General features: G+C 62.9%; 11 protein-coding genes and 1 pseudogene. 9 read left to right on the forward strand and 3 right to left on the reverse strand.

Features of this window, described 5'->3' with window-relative positions:
- The first annotated feature begins 218 nt into the window (after window positions 1-218).
- Window positions 219-1,309: pseudogene (locus AB0L97_RS35860) on the forward strand (IS110 family transposase).
- Between the two features lie 274 nt (window positions 1,310-1,583).
- Here AB0L97_RS35860 and AB0L97_RS35865 read toward each other — a convergent pair.
- The 3 genes from AB0L97_RS35865 to AB0L97_RS35875 form a co-directional block, all read right to left on the reverse strand.
- Window positions 1,584-1,967 (reverse strand): hypothetical protein, encoded by a 384-nt coding sequence (locus AB0L97_RS35865; protein ID WP_364438718.1) that lies wholly within the window; start codon window positions 1,965-1,967, stop codon window positions 1,584-1,586.
- Between the two features lie 1,195 nt (window positions 1,968-3,162).
- Window positions 3,163-5,481 carry a hypothetical protein gene (locus tag AB0L97_RS35870; RefSeq protein ID WP_364438721.1) on the reverse strand — a complete coding sequence of 773 codons (2,319 nt, stop codon included), beginning with the start codon at window positions 5,479-5,481 and terminating at the stop codon, window positions 3,163-3,165.
- Window positions 5,482-6,561: 1,080 nt separating this feature from the next.
- Window positions 6,562-7,623 carry a LacI family DNA-binding transcriptional regulator gene (locus AB0L97_RS35875; RefSeq protein WP_364438724.1) on the reverse strand — a complete coding sequence of 354 codons (1,062 nt, stop codon included), beginning with the start codon at window positions 7,621-7,623 and terminating at the stop codon, window positions 6,562-6,564.
- A gap of 144 nt (window positions 7,624-7,767) precedes the next feature.
- Between AB0L97_RS35875 and AB0L97_RS35880 the strand changes: the two genes are divergently transcribed.
- From AB0L97_RS35880 to AB0L97_RS35915, 8 genes are all read left to right on the forward strand, one after another.
- The gene (locus AB0L97_RS35880; protein WP_364438727.1) at window positions 7,768-8,808 is read left to right on the forward strand and encodes a sugar ABC transporter substrate-binding protein; all 1,041 of its coding nucleotides are present in this window, start codon (window positions 7,768-7,770) and stop codon (window positions 8,806-8,808) included.
- Between the two features lie 42 nt (window positions 8,809-8,850).
- Window positions 8,851-9,849, forward strand: coding sequence for an ABC transporter permease (locus tag AB0L97_RS35885; protein WP_364438730.1), 999 nt, complete (start codon window positions 8,851-8,853; stop codon window positions 9,847-9,849).
- 68 nt (window positions 9,850-9,917) lie between these two features.
- Window positions 9,918-10,697 carry an ATP-binding cassette domain-containing protein gene (locus AB0L97_RS35890; RefSeq protein WP_364438788.1) on the forward strand — a complete coding sequence of 260 codons (780 nt, stop codon included), beginning with the start codon at window positions 9,918-9,920 and terminating at the stop codon, window positions 10,695-10,697.
- On the forward strand, window positions 10,684-11,655 hold the full coding sequence (locus tag AB0L97_RS35895) for a carbohydrate kinase (RefSeq protein WP_364438733.1): 972 nt from the start codon (window positions 10,684-10,686) through the stop codon (window positions 11,653-11,655). The genes AB0L97_RS35890 and AB0L97_RS35895 overlap by 14 nt, the downstream gene beginning before the upstream one ends.
- 1,058 nt (window positions 11,656-12,713) lie before the next feature.
- Window positions 12,714-14,177, forward strand: coding sequence for an aromatic amino acid ammonia-lyase (locus AB0L97_RS35900; RefSeq protein WP_364438736.1), 1,464 nt, complete (start codon window positions 12,714-12,716; stop codon window positions 14,175-14,177).
- Between the two features lie 253 nt (window positions 14,178-14,430).
- Window positions 14,431-15,051 (forward strand): hypothetical protein, encoded by a 621-nt coding sequence (locus AB0L97_RS35905; RefSeq protein ID WP_364438739.1) that lies wholly within the window; start codon window positions 14,431-14,433, stop codon window positions 15,049-15,051.
- Window positions 15,052-15,071: 20 nt separating this feature from the next.
- Entirely contained in the window at window positions 15,072-15,707 is a 636-nt protein-coding gene (locus tag AB0L97_RS35910; protein WP_364438742.1) for an O-methyltransferase, read from the forward strand.
- A gap of 598 nt (window positions 15,708-16,305) precedes the next feature.
- Window positions 16,306-17,793 carry an aminotransferase class V-fold PLP-dependent enzyme gene (locus tag AB0L97_RS35915; protein WP_364438745.1) on the forward strand — a complete coding sequence of 496 codons (1,488 nt, stop codon included), beginning with the start codon at window positions 16,306-16,308 and terminating at the stop codon, window positions 17,791-17,793.
- The last annotated feature ends 157 nt before the right edge of the window (window positions 17,794-17,950 follow it).

The raw sequence follows: 17,950 nt of genomic DNA on the forward strand, positions 1-17,950 counted from the left end.
CCGACCCGAAACCATTCGTCTGGCGAAAGACCGCGGAGGAGATCCTCGAATCACTCGCTAAATATCTTCAACGAATTTCAGGCGCGACACACTAGACGGTATGGGTGGCCGTCGGCGTTGAGCTGGGGGTTGCGGGCCGGGGCCTCGCTCACCCATGTTCGTGGGTTACCGAGTGGGAGTCGCCTGCCCGGTCTTTCCGACAGTGGTGGGAGGCCCCGGTGTTTACCGAGCGTACGAGTGTCGGGCTGGACGTGCATGCACGTTCGGTCGCGGCAGCAGCTATCGACGGCGTCACGGGCGAAGTGTTCCAAGCCCGGTTGACCCCGTCGTATGAGCACATCGGGTCGTGGATATCGGGGTTGCCGGGTCCGGTGGCGGTGGCCTACGAGGCCGGCCCGACCGGGTTCGGATTGCATCGGGCGTTGACCGCGGTCGGGATCCGCTGTGAGGTCCTCGCGCCCTCGAAGCTGCAGAAACCGGCCGGTGACCGGGTCAAAACCGACGCCCGCGACGCGTTGCATCTGGCCCGGTTGCTGCGGCTGGACGAGATCACCGCGGTGTCGATCCCGACCGTCGATCAGGAGGCGGCCCGGGATCTGGTGCGCGCACGTGAGGACTGCCGAGGCGATCTGATGCGCGCCCGGCATCGGCTCTCGAAATTACTGCTTCGGCACGGCATCGTCTACTACGGCGGCGCCGCCTGGACCGGGGGACACGACCGATGGCTGCGCACCGAAGCGGCACCACAGTTGACCTCGCAGGCCACACGGATGGCGTTCGACGCCGACTACGACCAATGCTGACTATGCAGGTCAGACGCGGACGCCTCGACGCCGCGATCGAGGAGATGGCTGCTGCGAGTGAGTTCACCCAGGTCGTGCGACGGGTGTCGTGTCTGCGTGGGGTCTCCACGCTGACCGGGTTCGCGTTGGCGGTCGAGATCGGTGACTGGAATCGGTTCAGCGGCAACACCATCGGATCGTTCATCGGTCTGGTGCCCTCGGAGTATTCCTCCGGCTCGTCGCGCGTGCAGGGGGCGATCACCAAGACCGGAAACACCCACGCACGCCGACTGCTGGTCGAAGCGGCCTGGCACCACCGGCCCCGTTACCACGTCGGCGCGGTGATGCGCCGGCGATGGGACCAGGCGCCGGCCGCGGCCCGGGCGCGTGGCGACGAGGGAAACCGCCGCCTGCACCAGCGGTGGCTGCGATTCGGTGAACGCCGCAAACGGCCCACGATCGCGAACGTGGCGATCGCCCGAGAGCTCGCCGGCTGGTGCTGGTCCCTGGCGGTCATGAACGACTGATCGCCACCTGATCGGCTTCCTCGGCGGGCCGGTGGTGGCAGCGCGTGGATCGACCCGCGACACAACTATGAGCAGACCTCATGAGGTCGACGCTCGATGCTAGACACGCGGATGCGATCCAGCCGAAACCCCGTCCTGCGGTATCCAACCCGCGTATATCAGTCTGACCGCGCGTCGCTCACGACACGCTCACCACAGACTCGCCAGGAAGCAACGAGGCGCCGTCGGGGTCGCTCCCCGACGGCGCCTCGCCACGCCCTCTTGACAAACTTCTCTACATATCAGTTGTTTCTGCGTCCATGTACCGCTTCAGCGACAACACCGACGCTGTCAAGCCGTGCTCATCACGCAACGGCTGCCAGATCGTCTGCCTGGTCACACCTGCCTTGGTCATCGCCACGATGAACTCGCAAGGCTGCCCGATCTCCGGCCACGTTGTCTGCCGCATCCTCGAATCGGCGATCTGCGGGAACCACTGCCGCACCAGCTCGCTCCACTCCACGGGCGAGCGCTGCGGCCCGCCCGGCGACAACCCGGCCGCGATCGCCGGATCCACATACTTCTTCACTGTTTTGCGGTCCAGCCCGAGGCTGGCCGCGATCTGGCTCTGCGAACGACCCGCATGCCAGTGAACCAAGATCTCGACGATATCGACCACGTCGAACGTTCTCCTCGCCAATACAGGCTCCCATCACCATCGAGCGATGGGAGCAGCCAACTCCTGCGAGGACCACACCAGCCGCGACCGCCTTCCCGCTGGGGAATTACGTGAACGCAGCCCTGCCCGAATACGTGAACGGAGAACGGCTACCTGCGGATTTTCGTAAACGCTGACACGTCATCGGATCCGTCGAGCTGTCTAACGGTCCGCCTCAGCAAAAGTTCGTCGCCAAGCTCAATCGACTGCTCGCGCTCGTCGTCGCGGCGACGGAGGAGAACAAAGTTTCTGGTCAATAAGTTCGAGGGTGCGGTGCTATGCATCTTCGGTGCGCCGATTGCTCTCCCGGACAATGCGGCACCGGCGCTGCGGGCGGGCCTGGCGCATCCGGGACGAGGTCATCGCCACCGGCGGACTCGTTATCGGAATCGGTGTGGCGCGCGGAACGGGTGTTTACCGGGTGATGCCGCTCCGATACCCGTATGGGGTACACGGTGATCGGCCATGTGGTCAATGAGGCGGCGCGGTTGACCACCGAGGCGAAAGAGGTGCCGCGCCGAATTCTGATGAGCGGGCCCGGTCGTAGAGGCCACAGCCGCGCATGAGCGCGCCAAATGTACGCTCTACGACCATCTTCTACTGTGCGGCTTGCCCGAGGCTCCGATTGCTGGACCGATGTTGAGACCTCCGGCGGCACGGCGCCCGAGACCGCCCCAGCCGATGCCCGGACCGCCGTCAGCGCGATCACCGACGTGTGCACCGCGACGACCAAATCTCCGTCCCGGAATTGAGTGGGGCCTCGGCATCCAGCTTCGCGGCCATCACCTGGCCGCGCTCGATGTGCTCGTCCACTGCGGTGCCGATTTCCCGACCCGAGAGGCCATCGGCCGCCGGATCCGCACAGGTCAATGGGACCGCGGTGATCTCGGGCTGTCCGAGTACCGGGGCTCAGTCGCCGCTGCGGGTACGGAAGACAAGCGCGTCGACCATGTGGCCCGCCGCAGGGCCCGACCAGGCTACTGCCGATCCGGATCTTGATATCGTCGAAAACAATTCAAGACGCACGCAAAACCGACGACAATGAGTCAGTGCAACTTCTTTTCGTGGAGCCACTTCATCTGGGTGGGTACGAGACTTCGGATTACTCGTTTTGTGTGGGATCGTTTTGTGTGGATCGCTCAACTGCTGAGGAACGCTAATTAGTCCATGGGCCTATGTTGGTGCCCGCGAGCCGAAGATCGACATACATGGCCCTATTCTTTCGCCGCATCGCTTCCTTTCGGATATTTGGTTCGTCCGGGGAGTGGTAATACCGTTCTGCCGTTTCGGCGAGATCTCTGGAAAGCCTATAGGCAATGTATCTGCGGGTGTCTTCATCGGCTTTCGCAAACCTTTCTGGTGTTACCACGCGCTGGAAATCATCGAACGTCGCATAGGTTCGCCGCACGGTATCCCAGATCAACGGATCGGTTTCCCAGTTCGCATCACTACGATTGCGCACGGGTCGGGGAGTGAGGCGGTAGAACATTGCCGCCGATTCAGCGAATTGAGCATTGTGGGCGTTTCGCTCGACGATGCCGAACTGTCGAGAATTTTCGGCCAGGTCCAAGGCGGCGGCAACTCGTTTCAGCGGGCCATATTCCATCGGGTTGTCCTCGGCGGACTGCATGGTCCGAGCATGGGCCTCGGCCGCCCATCTGCGAATTTCTCTGGGAAAACGTGCGACAGCGAGGGCGCCCATGACGTCGGCGCGGTCGGCGCCGAGATTGAGGATAGTAGTCATCGCTGCCGCGGCGGCGCGGGCGTGGGTGCCGTCGAAGTCGCGCACGGCAGCTCTGGCGGCCGCATCGTGCGCATTCTTTCCCAAGGTGAGTCGTCCCATCCAGCCTGCTGCGGCCCCCTGTGGAACGGTTCCTCTAAGTAATTCATAATTCAGGTAGTTCATTTCTTGCATGCGCTTCGAGAAGTGCGTCAACGGTGATGAGCGACGGAACACAAAGGATGCCAAGGGGTTCGCATTGAATTCGGCGACATCACGCAAAGCTGTTCCCATGACGTGGCCCGGTGACAGCGAGTAGCGCAGGCTTGCCTCGCCGATCCCGCTGGATGGGCCGCTGGCCGGTGCCGGTTTCCCCTCGAGCGCCGCACGAATCTTCTCTGCGGTCCCGCGCTGGCCGCCGAGCAGGTGAAGATCGAGACGTCGCAGGAGTATGAAGCCCGCGATCAGCACAATCCCCCCGACGAAGATTGCGGCCATGCCGCTGTCCGGTGCCGATCGGAATACATGGTCGAGCACAAGGGTGTAGCAACCGAGGTACGTGGTGTAGACAACCAGTGCCAGGGCATCACCGACCGTGTCGACAAGGTTGCGTACCAGGAATTCCTGGGTGGGGCCGTATATGAACCCGCCGGCTGCGAAACCGAAAATGGCGAGGATCGCGTGGTAGATCGATGACAGTGCGGCGAGGAATATTTTGATAGAAAGGTAGGACATGAACAGCAGGAGAATGGTCCCGAAAATCAGAAGTATCAAGCCGGTGCCGACCTGCCCTAGGCTCGGATTCATGATCTTGGTGTGGGCAAAGGCGTCGCCACAGTCACGCATCCCGTTCGTGACCTGCGCTTCACTGCCCGCCAGTATTCCCGACGACCAGGCCGTTCGGCACCGAGGTGAATCGTCGATCACATGACCGAAATTCCATACCTGCAGCGGATGTCGAGCGAAATTGTCGGCCAAGGTGGTGTCCAGGTCGGCGACAATGGATCTGGGATCCGGGCGGGAGTCGCCGTTGAGCCCCGCCGCCACCGAGATCCCGACATCGCGTCCTTGGGCCAGCAGGCCGTTCGGCGACAAAACAGCGGCCAGCGGGTGCGCCAGATAGCCGACCCCAGTCACGGCGACCACCAGCATGGCCACGACCTGCAGTACAGCCTTGGCATGGTATCCGCGGACGATGAACCACGCTACGAAGAAGGCGCCGATCGATGCCGCCACGGCCAGCATGATGGGGGTGGCGATCTGATTCCGCAGGCCGTCCGCAAGTGCATTCAGCGGTGTGCTGAGCCAATCGAGCCAGCGAAAGCTCACCACGAAGCCGGTCAGCCAGATCGCACTGATTACGACGACCATGAATATTGTAAACAGGAGTCCTAGCACGACCGCGATCGAAGTCTCGAGGGGGTTGAGAATGCTGCTGTCGGTGGCGAACAGGTAGTTGGACAACGGAATTCCCGAGGAGTCACGGATATCCGTCCAGGCGAGTCCGTCGATCGCTGACGTGCTCCGGCTGCTGGTATTCGTGTCCGATCGCCCGGCGGCGGCACTACCCGAGAGAGGCCAGATCAACGCCAGAAACAGCAAGTTGATGAGTACACCGGCGGTGACTCGCCTGGGACGGGTGGCGGCGATCCACACCCGACATCGCCCGACTGCGGCCCGCGGCGACCAGCGCATCGGATCCCATGCGTGGAACAGGCCGGAGTCGGGATCAAGTCTCGGCAAGTGCTGTCGCATGTGGCTTCACCTCGCGCGAACCGGGAATGTCAGGTTACATTTTGGTTACGTCGCCGTTGACTACACCATTAAACGGGCCGTTACTTATCGGCGCAATACATCGCGGGATAACGACATTTATAGCTGTGGGTCAGGTGGCTGTGGCGGCTTGATTTGGGCACACCAGCGTCGTGACCGGCTACCTCGCTTCCCGATGTCCGTGGTGACAGCCTGCGGATTCCTCCCGGAGAACGGTCGCTGGCAGCTGCTGCGGTGTTGCCTAACCGGTAATGCAATACCCCTCTACATGCGGGGGGCGGCCGGTGTCCTGGCATTTGTTCGGCTTCGTGGGCGAACGGATCCGAAATACACCGCGAATAAGCTCGTCAACCAGGACAAAGACGCCTATCCCACCTCCAAGTGGGCTCGCGCTCTGTCGTCGCCCGCCTGGCTGGACTTCTCGGAGGCTCGCCGACGTGCCGCTGCCGTGAGTCACCCGTCCCGCACGGCCTCGGCAGCTGTCCCCATGTCGAGTTCCCGGATGCCACCCGCATGCAACTGCCAGTTCGTCCCGTGGGGTACGGGACTCCACGCAGGTGTGTTGGCGCACGTGTTGGGCACGTACCAGCGGAATCCGGAGTGGAACTCCGGCATTGCCGTTTTGGATCGCCCCGGCCCCGCGGCGGCTGGGAAGGCGCGCAATCGGGGAACTGGGTGGCGGAGTTATGGCAGTTTGCCGCATTCGCTGACTTCTCGATTACTCGGCACGCAGGGCGTGCAGACTGATTTGCCACCGTCGGGACGGGGTGCGCAGCTCGGCAGTGCCTGCGGTCCGGTCCCGGCAGTCATGCGTGCAGATCTGCCGAGCGCAACCCTCGGCATGGCCGGAAACTCGATTTGTACTGTGATGAGCAAATCATCAGTTACCCGCCTTAAGGCTTCTTGCAAGCCGACCGATTGACAACTGCGCGACGGCGGCCTCCTGCGGCTGCGCCGGACCGTTGTCGGGCTTTACGAATGTTCGTGACTAATCGCGGGCCCTGCCCGCGTCTTCGTGACCGCGGTGGCTGTGGATACCGGCAGTTGGAAGTGAGGGAGCGATCAGTGTGCGACCGCCGGTGGGACTTCCCCCGACCCACGCATCAGCAAACGAGTTGAGATGACCTCGTGTTGTGGTGGGTGATGTGCGCCGTCCAGTCGGCTGAAAAGAATCTCGGCAGCGGTACGGCCGACCGCGGCAGGATTCTGGACGACGGCGGTAAGCGCGGGGTGCAACAGTTCGGCGAGGGGTAGATCGTCGAAGCCCACTACGGCGATGTCGGATTGCAATCCGAGCTTCTGTTGCGCGCGTAGCAGCCCCACAGTCACGAGGTTCTGCGCACTGAACAGTGCGGTCGGGCGGTCCTTGCGGTGTAACAGGTCGGCGGCCGCGGCCTCTGCCGCCGCGGCGGAGTGAAGGTCGGCGCAGATGAGGGCAGGGTCGAGGGTGATGCCAGCGCGGGCTAGGCCCTCCACATAACCGGCATAGCGCTCGGCGGCGGTCCAGATAGTTCGCAAGTCACCGAGATATGCGATCCGGCGGTGTCCGTGTGCGGCCAGATGTTCCACCGCCTTGCGTGCGCCGTCGCGGTTATCGACTGTGACACTGTCGACTTCGGTGGTGGCAGGCTTGCGGTCGACGAAGACGATGGGCGTGCCGCGGCGATGCTCGTGCAGCAACATGCCGTGGTCGCTACCGGCCGGCACCACGATGAGGCCGTCCACACGGCGTGACAACAATGCGTTGAGCAGCTCCCGTTGGCGGACGGGATCCTCATCACTGCTCACCGCGAATACCAATGTGCCACGTTCGTGGGCGAAATCCTCCACCGCCCGGTGCAATGCCGCGGCATACGGATTGGCGACATCCATGAGCACCAAGCCGATCGCGGCGGTCTTCTGGCCGTGCCTGCGCAGCGTGCTGGCCGCCAGGTTGTGCCGATAGTCGAGCATGGCGGCGGCTGAACTGACCCGTGCGGCCAGTTCGGCGGAAACGCCGCCCTCTCCCCGAATCACGCGAGAGACCGTCTTGATACTTACCCCGGCGAGGGCGGCCACCTCGCGCATAGTGGCGCCCCGGCGCTTCGTTCGGTCGCGGTCGTCGGGCAGCGACAACGTTGTCAATTGTCGTGACCTCCTTCTTGCATCAGGTGCCTCACATGATTATCCCATGCCAGTCAGATGGCCGAGAAGTACTCTGGACGTCAAACGAGCTACGCCCTATGGTATTTGACAACGTTGTCTAAGCGTCTCTGCAGGAGAACATCGATGTCTTCCCGTGTCACTTCGGCCCGCGTCCTCCGGGTCGTGGCAGCCTGTCTGGCCGTCTCCGCCCTCGTAATCGCCGCCGGTGGCTGCGGCAAGGGATCCTCCGGCGGCAACGAGCGATTCCGAGTCGGTTTGATCACCAAGACCGACACCAACCCGTTCTTCGTCAAGATGAAGGAGGGCGCGCAGAAGGCCGCCGACGCTGCAGGGATCGAGCTGATCACCGCCGCAGGCAAATTCGACGGCGACAACGCCAGCCAGGTGACCGCCGTCGAGAACATGGTGAACGCGGGTGTCAAGGGCATCATGATCACCGCCAGCGACGCCAAGGCGATCGTGCCCTCGATCGAGAAGGCACGCGCCAAGGGGGTCGAGATGATCGCGCTGGACACCCCGACTGATCCGCAGAGCGCGGTCGATGCGCTATTCGCCACCAACAACTTCACCGCTGGCGTCTTGATAGGCAAGTATGTCAAAGCGGTCGAGGGCGACAAGCCGGTGAAGATAGCCATGATCGATCTGAGCCCCGGCGTGACCGTTGGGGTGTTGCGGCACAACGGTTTTCTTTCCGGTTACGGCGCCGCCCAGACGACTCAGGACATGACTCGAGACATCATCGCCTCGAATGTGGTGTGTGCGCAGCCCGCCCATGGTGATCAAGCAAAGGCGCAAACCGCGATGGAGACATGCTTGCAAAAGGATCCAGACATCAACGTGGTCTACACCATCAACGAACCCTCCGCGCTGGGCGCGTACACCGCGCTGAAGACCGCTGGCAAGGAGAACAATGTACTGATCGTCTCCATCGACGGCGGCTGCGCCGGCGTGCGAGCGGTGAAGGACGGCAAGATCGCGGCCACCTCTCAGCAGTACCCACTGAAGATGGCGGGCGATGGTGTGCAGGCGATCGTAGACCACGCCAGGAACGGCAAGAATACCTCCGGCTACACCGACACCGGCGTCACTCTGATCACCGGTAAGCCGCAGGTCGGCGTCGATTCGAGAGATGTCCAGTACGGCCTGGACAACTGCTGGGGATAGCTACGTCCCGGCTTATTAGAGAGCATCGGAGCAGGAAATCACATGACCGCAACAATCACCTCTCAGTCGCAACTGGAGCCCAATCCGTCGGTGCTCGCACGTGTACTGGCCTTTTCGAATTTCGGCCCGATCGCCGCGATAATCATCGCGGGCGTGTTCTTCGGCGCAGAGTCCGACCGGTTCTTGACCGGCGGCAACTTCTCGCTGATCATCCAGCAAGTAATGGTGGTCGGCACGTTGGCGATCGGCCAGACACTGATCATCCTGACCGCTGGCATCGATCTGTCCAACGGCGCGGTGATGGCACTGGGCAATATCGCCATGACCAAGCTGGCCATAAATAGCGGGATGCCGCCGATCCTGGCGATCTTGCTCGGGCTTCTGATCACCGCTGGATTTGGTTTGCTCAACGGCACCCTTGTGAGCTTTGTGAAGCTTCCGCCGTTCATCGTGACGCTCGGCACCTACGGTATCGCCTTCGCGTTGACCCATCTCTATTCGCAGGAGCAGACCATCTCGGGCCTGCCGGGCCAGCTGACCTTCTTCGACAATACATTCCCGCTGGGCAATACCGACATCACCTATGGCTCGGTGGCGATGCTGGTGTTGTTCGCGATCGCTTGGTACGTGCTGCGGCAGACTTCGGCTGGCCGGCATGTCTACGCGGTCGGCAACAACCCGGAGGCCGCGCGGCTGAGCGGCGTCGGCACCCGACGTGTGCTGCTGGGCGTATATACCGCCGCAGGCCTTCTCTACGGCCTGGCCGCGCTGCTATTGGTGGCGCGCACCGGCGTTGGCGATCCGAACGCCGGGCAGACCGACAACCTCGATTCGATCACCGCGGTGGTGCTCGGCGGCACCAGCCTGTTCGGCGGCCGCGGTAGCGTGATCGGCACACTGCTGGGCGCGCTGATCGTGGGCATCATCCGCAACGGGTTGCAGCTCATCGGCGTCCCGTCGATCTATCAGACTCTTATTACCGGCATCCTGGTGATCGCGGCGGTCGCGGGGGACCAGTTCAACCGTGGGAGGCAGAGGTGAACGACGTGGAGCGGGCTATGGAAGCGAATGCGGAACAGTCGGGTACGGGGCTCGCGGCCAGCACACCGATGGCGGTGCTACAGGCGAGGGGCCTGGTCAAGCGCTATGGGCACGTCACCGCGCTCGACGGTGCCGATTTCGATCTGTACCCCAATGAAATCCTCGCGGTGATCGGTGACAACGGTGCTGGGAAGTCGTCACTCATCAAGGCGCTGTCCGGCGCACTGGAGCCGGACCAAGGTGAGATCCGGCTGGACGGCAGGCGGGTTCATTTCCGCCGACCCATCGACGCCCGACGCGCCGGGATCGAGACCGTCTATCAGGATCTGGCAGTGGCCCCGGCCCTGGGCATCGCCGACAACCTGTTTTTGGGCAGGGAATTGCGATGCAAGGGCGTGCTGGGCTCAGTGTTCCGAATGCTCGACAAAGACCGCATGGTGCGCGAATCCCAGCAGCACATGGCGAATCTAAAAATCGGCATCCGGTCGATGAAGCAGGCGGTGGAGACACTGTCCGGTGGCCAGCGCCAGGGTGTGGCCGTGGCGCGCAGCGCGGCGTTTGCGCGGCACGTGGTGATCATGGACGAGCCGACCGCTGCCCTTGGCGTCAAAGAGACCGGCATGGTGCTGGACCTGATCCGTGAGGTCCGCGACCGTGGCTTGGCGGTGATCGTGATCAGCCACAACATGCCTAACGTGTTCGAGATCGCAGATCGTGTGCATATCCAGCGGCTGGGTCGGCGGGTCGCGGTGATCGAGCCGCACGAATTCTCGATGTCCGACGCCGTCGCGATCATGACCGGGGCCATGGCGGGGGAGGAAGTCACCAATAGCCGTGTCCGCGCCTGACCGTGAAGTGGGCCTGATCGCGGTGGCTGGCGAAGCGCTGATGGATCTGGTGCCCGCAGGATCGGATGGCCGATATCAGGCGGTGCCCGGCGGTAGCCCTGCCAATGTGGCGGTGGGCTTGGCCCGGCTGGCTGTGCCGGTCCGTCTGCTGGCCAGAATCGGGAGCGATCCGTTCGCGCACCGGCTGCGGAAATATCTGCAGGACAATGATGTCCGGCTGGATTGCGCTGTCCAGGCGGTCGAGCGGACCTCGCTCTCGATCGTGTACGTCGATGCTGACGGCACGGCCCGCTACGACTTTCAGATCGATGGCACTGCGGACTGGCAGTGGACCGACAGCGAGTTGGACGGTGCGCTGGACGGCGGGGTTGTCGCGCTGCATGTCGGCTCGCTGGCTGCGATGCTGCCGCCGGGCGCGGCGGTGATACAGCGCCTAGCGGTACGCGCCCGTTCGGCGGTCACCGTGTCCTTCGATCCGAACACGCGCCGACAGTTGATGCTTCGCGCTCGTGCCCGGGAACGCGTGGAGACGATGCTCCCCCTCACCGACGTGGTCAAGGCGAGCGAGGAGGACCTGGCCTGGCTGTACCCACAGCGCAGTCCGGAGGCCGTGCTGCGCGACTGGATTACTCGCGGCCCGGCACTGGTGGTAATCACCCTCGGTTCCGAGGGATGCCTGGCTGCCACCACCGCTGCCCCTGAACGAATCCATGTGCCCGGCAGGCGTATCGAGGTGGTGGACACCATCGGTGCTGGCGACGCGTTCACTTCCGGCCTGCTGGCGGGCCTGCGCGATCGCGACCTGCTCGGGGCGGCGCGCCGGGATGCGTTGCGGACGATGACGGAACCAGACCTGACGGCTGTTCTCGACCAGGCGGTGCTGATCTCCGCGATCACCTGCACCCGCTCTGGCGCCGACCCGCCGAGCGCGGCCGAACTGCGCGGGCGGCGAGTGTGAGCCGAGCTGATGGTCGACCATCAATCGATGAGACCGGACCGGGCGCGTCATCCGAGGGATCGCCGAATTGAAAGCTCGCTGGAAAGTAACCTCGCAGGCGCGGAACGAGTCCACGTTCGCGGGCGAGGTGCCACGCTACAGAGGTGACAAACAGTCGGTGACCGTTTAGCACTGCGGCAGATTTCGGCTGAGGCAGCCGAATCTGTCGCTGCCGGCGATCCGATCACGGCAATAACGGCAGACGAGTCCTGGGTGGCATCGCCGGGTACCTCGGTGACACTGATGTTGAGACCCAGCAGCACTTGGGCGAGGTCGGGGACCACCTCACCAGGGCTTGACGCCGACCTCACTATGGAAGTGGGAACCCCGCCCCGACGGACGCATACCGAATGGGACGGTGCTGACCTCTTAGATGAGCCACAGGCGGTAAAGCCGCTGCTCTTGGCCCAACCGGCCGCAGCGTCGATCCTGCCGCCATCAGTAGAGCGGGATGGGCGCCGCCGTAGGTGATCAGATATATCGACACGCCGCACTCGCCGATGAGGAAGGCTCAAAAGAGGTTTGGGTGCCTCCGGCTTTACCGCTGCGGGGTCGGGTCAGGTCGTGGAAGTACCCCTGATAATATCACCCCCTCGCCGCTCTGACAGGAGGGCCGGAAACATCGGTGGAAGCGCGTCATAGAACGGACTGAGTACGAGCACCGAATCGCAGAATATCTCAGCGATGACAGGCATGGCGAGCCTCCCTTTTTGCCGAAAATTCACGGCTGCGTCGGCTGCTCGACGGCCGTATGGAAAAGAAGACTCCTTACCGTCAGAAATCGAGAAATGGAAATACTAATCAGATGCATACGTAGCTCCGGTGTAGTCACGGATGTTGACATCTATCCGGTGTAGGACACTGTATCCAGCCACCGGCTCGACCCGACCGGTCGGCTTGCGGGCAGTATCACGTTCTTAATATGTGATCACACCGAAGGGTTGTCAATGTCTGTTAATGCTATAGCTGCTGGATCGCGTGGAGTCACCATTCAAATCCCAGGGCGGTTGACTCTGGACATGTTGGAACGGGTGAGCGACCCGGTCGAAATCAGGATCGCGGATGACGCCCTGAAACGCGTCGACGCATGTCACGTTTTTCTGCTGGACCGCATCGCCGCTGGAGTTGATATCTACGGGACGACCACCGGGTTCGGCCCGCTGGTCGTGTTTTCTGGTCGCCGGGATGCCGCAGATCAGTGCAACAACGTGGTCGGGCACTTGTCGGCTGGCCAAGGCGAGGACTTGCCGCCTCACGTAGTGCGCGCTACGGTACTGACCCGTTTGTGGTCTCTGGCGCGTGGCCACTCGGGCATTTCCCCTGGAGTATTGCCTGCGCTGGTAGCGATGCTGGGTACGCAGTTCGCTCCTGCTGTGCCGCGGGTCGGCTCGGTCGGCGCGAGCGGCGACCTCATTCCGCTTGCATATGTCGCACGGGCGCTTCGTGGCGAAAACAGCGCCTATCTGTCAGGAATTCGAATGCCCGCTGGCGACGCGCTGCGATCTGCAGGGCTGACACCGCTGGTGTTGGACGGGCGAGACGCGCTCGCGCTGGTCAACGGCACATCGCTCACCGCAGCGGCGGCGGGATTAGCCGTAATGTCGGTTCGTCGGTCGCATCTGGTCGCTATGATGTTGACCGCGTTGCTGGCCGATGTTCTCGGCAGCGATCCGGGGTTTCTGGCAGATGAGTTGCTGGATGCGTTCGGCCACTCACAGGCGCGCGCAGCAGCTGGCCGGATGCGCCAATTTCTAGACGGCACTGCGCCGACGGGTACCCGTCCGCTGCAGGAGCCGTACAGCATACGCTGCACTCCGCAATTGCTCGGTGCCGTCGGCACATCTATCGAGCATGTCGAGCACGTTGTCGTCGATGACCTGAACGGAATCAGCGACAATCCGATGTTTTTCCCCGAAAAGGGCGCGGTGGTGCACGGGGGGAACTTTTTTGGGCAGCCGGTGGCGTTTGCCGCGGATCTATTGTCGGTGAGTACCGTGCAGGTGGGGAATCTAGCTGAGCGCCAATTGGATCTGTTGGTCGATCCCCATCGCAACGGCGGTCTCAACCCGATGTTGGCGACGAAGCCAGGCGAACAGCATGGCGTGCAAGGTGTTCAGTTGGCCGCGACGGCGATCGTCGCGGCGATGCGTCGAGCCGCTGTACCAGCGTCGATGCAGAGCCTGCCGACCAACCTTCACAACCAAGACGTGGTGCCTTTCGGCACGCAGGCCGCGCTGAACGCACTCGATCTAGCGGGGTCGCTGCGGTTGTTACACGGCTCGCTGGCGGTTGCGCTGCGTCAGGCGGCGCATATAGGTGGCCGAAGGCCCACCTCGCCTGCATGCGCGGCGATCTTGGACCGCTTGATCGACCTAGTGCCCGCGATCGACCCCGACCGGCCATTGGACGCCGACGTACGCTCCGCAGCGGATCTGCTCGATACGATCGCTGACGAGTGCACCGATCTGGGCTACCAGCGGTGAGAACTGAGCTGCCATGTTCAAACTCCAAAAACATGTGGCTCGCAGACGGATTCGCGGGGCCGGGGTGGACTCCCTGTACCTGCCGATGCCCGAGTCTGCGTTCACCCCGTGCCGGCACGCCGACTTGTCCCCACGCGGCGTGCCGTGGCACACCGTGGTCTCCCCGGCAGCGCCCCCGTCGCGCACAGTCGGGGGCGCTGCGGCGTACCGATGGCGGGTTGGCCACCATGCGGCCTATTGCGTGTGGCGGTTGATGGCGGAGACACTTCGCGTCCTGCTCGCCGGATCGACTCGGGCTTCGGTGCTGGTCAGCAGGGCCACGTTGCTATTCGACGCGTACTCGGTGCTTATGCTCTATGCTGGCAGTTGTTCCGCCGAAGTCTACGGCGAAACCATTCGGCCCTCGATGATGGCCGCCGACTCCGCTTTCAGTGGTACATGGGCGCGCGACTACGAGCCCATCCATCCGTTGTTGCGCGAAATCCGCCTGACGTATCATCCGAACACGCTGGTCCCGCTGTCGACGGCGCTGAAACTAAACAACATCGTGCACGGAGCGGTGGCCAAATATCTTGTCCCCATTGGACAATCATTGCTGCGTGAGCACAGCGACGATCACCTGGCCCCCCCGACCGAGGCGCAACGGCAAGTCAGTGACCGGTTCTTCGGTGTCGAACGAATCGCGATCTGCCGCGAGGAGTTCCTTGCACAATTCGTCACCAAGCTGGGCCAGGTGAGATCCGACCTCGTCCATAGACCGCTGCCTGTTTCCTGTGGATGGCCGGGGCTTTCGGCGCAGCAGACCGGCGTGGTCGCGCTATTTCACCGAGAGAGCGCCGTCGTATTGTCCCGACTGGAAGAGAGTCTGGAATGAGCGAATTCAAGAATGTGGTCATGACTCCGAGGATTTACGATTATTTGCTTACGCACGTCGGACCGCCGAGCCCCGTGCAGCGGAAACTGCTCACCAGTACCTCCGAGTTGGGCGACGTCGCGGAGATGCAGATTCCACACGAGCAGGCCGCCTTCTTGACTCTGCTGGTGAGGCTGACCCGAGCCGAACGCATCGTTGAGGTTGGCACCTTCACGGGCTATTCGACGCTAGCGATGGCGCTCGGGCTCCCGCCGCACGGTCGGCTGATCACCTGCGACGTCTCGGCGGAATGGATCACGATCGCCCGCGCCGCCTGGCATGCGTCCGGTGTGTCCGACCGCATCGAATTCTGGCTGGGACCCGCCTCCCGCACTTTGCGGAACCTGCCCGAGACCGCCGATATCGATCTCGTGTTCATCGATGCCGACAAAGTCGGCTATATCGACTACTGGGACCAGCTTGTGCCCAGGGTGCGACCCGGCGGAGTATTGCTCGCCGACAACGTTTTCTATTACGGCGAGGCGGCAGGCGAAAACCCGGTCGGCAACGCTGCGGCAATCGACGCGTTCAACGATCGGGTCCGCGCCGACGACCGGGTCGAATCGGTGATGCTGCCCATCGCGGACGGGCTCACTCTTGCCAGGAAGAAGGACTGACGACAACTGCACCGGTCCGATACTGGCTGCGGCAGCTCGTAGTTCAGAGGAGGTTGGTGAGGCATGAAAGTTGGCGGCGATGTTGTCGTCGCATCCATGCGACATGAATTCCCCTGAAGCACGAGACCATTCGGTCTTGAGCGAAGGGGCCGATTTGACCGGCTCGGGCTTGCCGGGGCTCCGGGTGGAGTCATTGCCTGTCGCCACCGCGCTCGCGGCACCGGAAAAGGCTGCGCTTGCAGCGCAGGCTGCCGAAGCTCTTCTGCTGACAACGGGAAACAGATTCTGCCGGCCCGGCTGGCGCCGTACGCCGGGCGGCCAGGCAGCTTCGGCAACGGTGCCACCCCAGCGCTATTGCAACACGGTTATGGGCGGCCCCGGTCGCACTGCGACTGTTATCGGTGGCGCAGCCCTCAGAGCCGTCCGCCGAGCGAGCCTTCCGAGGTGGGGTTGGCTTCACGCCCGCCCCGATGATCAATACGGGATTCACGTCCCGCGCTACTTCGGCGATACTTGCACTCTTTCTATAACACCGAATCCGGCAACGTGGCTTGCCCCCGAGACGCGACAGAACCGCACGACGATAGGAGGACTAACCATGAGCGGCCAGGGCGCGCGAACGATCAGCACAGAGGATTTTCTGGCCGAGTATCCGGAATACACCACTACCGCTGTAATAGATGACCTCCGTGCCACCGAATACGACTATCTCGACCGCAACCAGGACATCTATCTTGACTACACCGGCGCAGGGCTGGCCGCGGCCGCCCAACACCGGGCACACAACCAATGGGTCTCTGCGGGCTGCTATGGCAATCCCCATTCAGACAATCCCACCTCACGTGCGGCGACGGCTGGGGTCGAGACTGCCCGGGCTGCCGTACTCGCCCATTTTAACGCGTCACCGCAGGACTATACGGCGATCTTCACGACGAACGCCACGGCGGCATGCCGATTAGTCGGCGAGGCCTACCCATTCGGTCGGTCGATCCGTTTCGTCCTGACGGCTGACAACCACAATTCGGTCAATGGCATTCGAGAATTCGCACACTCCAGGCGCGCTCGAACGGAGTACATCCCTCTCGTCGGCACAGAACTCAGAGTGACCGAGGCTGCTGTTCGCGCCGCACTGGGTGGCCGCCGGGTGAGGGAATCGCACTCGCCCGCTGCGGCGGATGGACGCGACAAACATCGTGGGCTGTTCGCCTACCCAGCGCAGAGCAACTTCACCGGCGTCCAGCATCCACTCGAATGGGTTGACATCGCACATGATCACGGATTCGATGTATTGCTCGACGCCGCCGCCTACCTGCCGACCCATGAACTCGATCTCTCCGAAGTACGTGCCGATTTCGTTCCCGTGAGCTGGTATAAGGTCTTCGGTTATCCGACTGGAGTCGGCTGTCTGGTCGCCCGCCGCGATACGTTGGCCAGACTGCGGCGGCCGTGGTTTTCCGGCGGCACCGTTCAAGCCGCCAGCGTGGAGGGCGGGTGGTACACACCTGCCGCGGGACATGCTGAATTCGAGGACGGTACAGTGAATTTCCTCGCCATACCAGACGTTCAACATGGTCTCGAATGGCTGCACGGAGTCGGCATCGATGTGATCGATCGGCGTACCCGCTGCCTGACCGGGTGGCTGCTGGATCGCTTACTGTCGCTCGTGCACGACAACGGCGCTCCGGTGGTCCGCATCTATGGCCCGCGCGATATGGTCAACCGCGGGGCGACGATCGCGTTGAATATCCTCGACTACTCCGGGGCCGTCGTCGACGAGCGTCTGGTAGCACGCGAGTCCTCTGCGGTCGGGTTGTCTTTACGCACGGGTTGCTTCTGCAATCCTGGCGCTGGCGAGGCTGCCTTCAACATCGGCCGCTCGGCGTTGCTACGCCTGCTCAGAAAGCCTCCTGGCACGATTGATTCGTATGTTGCCGAACTCGGCCTGCCCACCGGCGGCGCGCTCCGTGTCTCCTTCGGAATCGCGTCCAATTTCCAGGATGCTCAGCGATTCGTCGAATTCGTCGACACGACCTACCGCAACCGCCGGTGTGATACGCAGGGTCTTTCGCCGCGAAAACACTGCTGAACGAAGCCCTTCCTCAGTGCCGATTGCAGTAGGTGCAAAGCGAGCGTCGACACCTCGGCGTGCTCGCGGTCGGCGCTGGTGAGCTGGGAGTCTCCTCCGTAAAGGACGACTCCGTTGGTGGAATTCCGGTTCCACTCGCCTTCAATCCACTTTCCCG

It is taken from the genome of Nocardia sp. NPDC051911 (genome assembly GCF_040681035.1).
In the GTDB taxonomy this organism is placed as follows: Bacteria; Actinomycetota; Actinomycetes; order Mycobacteriales; family Mycobacteriaceae; genus Nocardia; species Nocardia sichangensis.

Coding starts and splice junctions, on each gene's coding strand:
- AB0L97_RS35870 (WP_364438721.1), bottom strand. CDS start 5,481: ATGCGACAGCACTTGCCGAGACTTGATCCCGACTCCGGCCTGTTCCAC.
- AB0L97_RS35880 (WP_364438727.1), top strand. CDS start 7,768: ATGTCTTCCCGTGTCACTTCGGCCCGCGTCCTCCGGGTCGTGGCAGCC.
- AB0L97_RS35885 (WP_364438730.1), top strand. CDS start 8,851: ATGACCGCAACAATCACCTCTCAGTCGCAACTGGAGCCCAATCCGTCG.
- AB0L97_RS35890 (WP_364438788.1), top strand. CDS start 9,918: ATGGCGGTGCTACAGGCGAGGGGCCTGGTCAAGCGCTATGGGCACGTC.
- AB0L97_RS35900 (WP_364438736.1), top strand. CDS start 12,714: ATGTTGGAACGGGTGAGCGACCCGGTCGAAATCAGGATCGCGGATGAC.
- AB0L97_RS35905 (WP_364438739.1), top strand. CDS start 14,431: ATGGCGGAGACACTTCGCGTCCTGCTCGCCGGATCGACTCGGGCTTCG.
- AB0L97_RS35910 (WP_364438742.1), top strand. CDS start 15,072: ATGACTCCGAGGATTTACGATTATTTGCTTACGCACGTCGGACCGCCG.
- AB0L97_RS35915 (WP_364438745.1), top strand. CDS start 16,306: ATGAGCGGCCAGGGCGCGCGAACGATCAGCACAGAGGATTTTCTGGCC.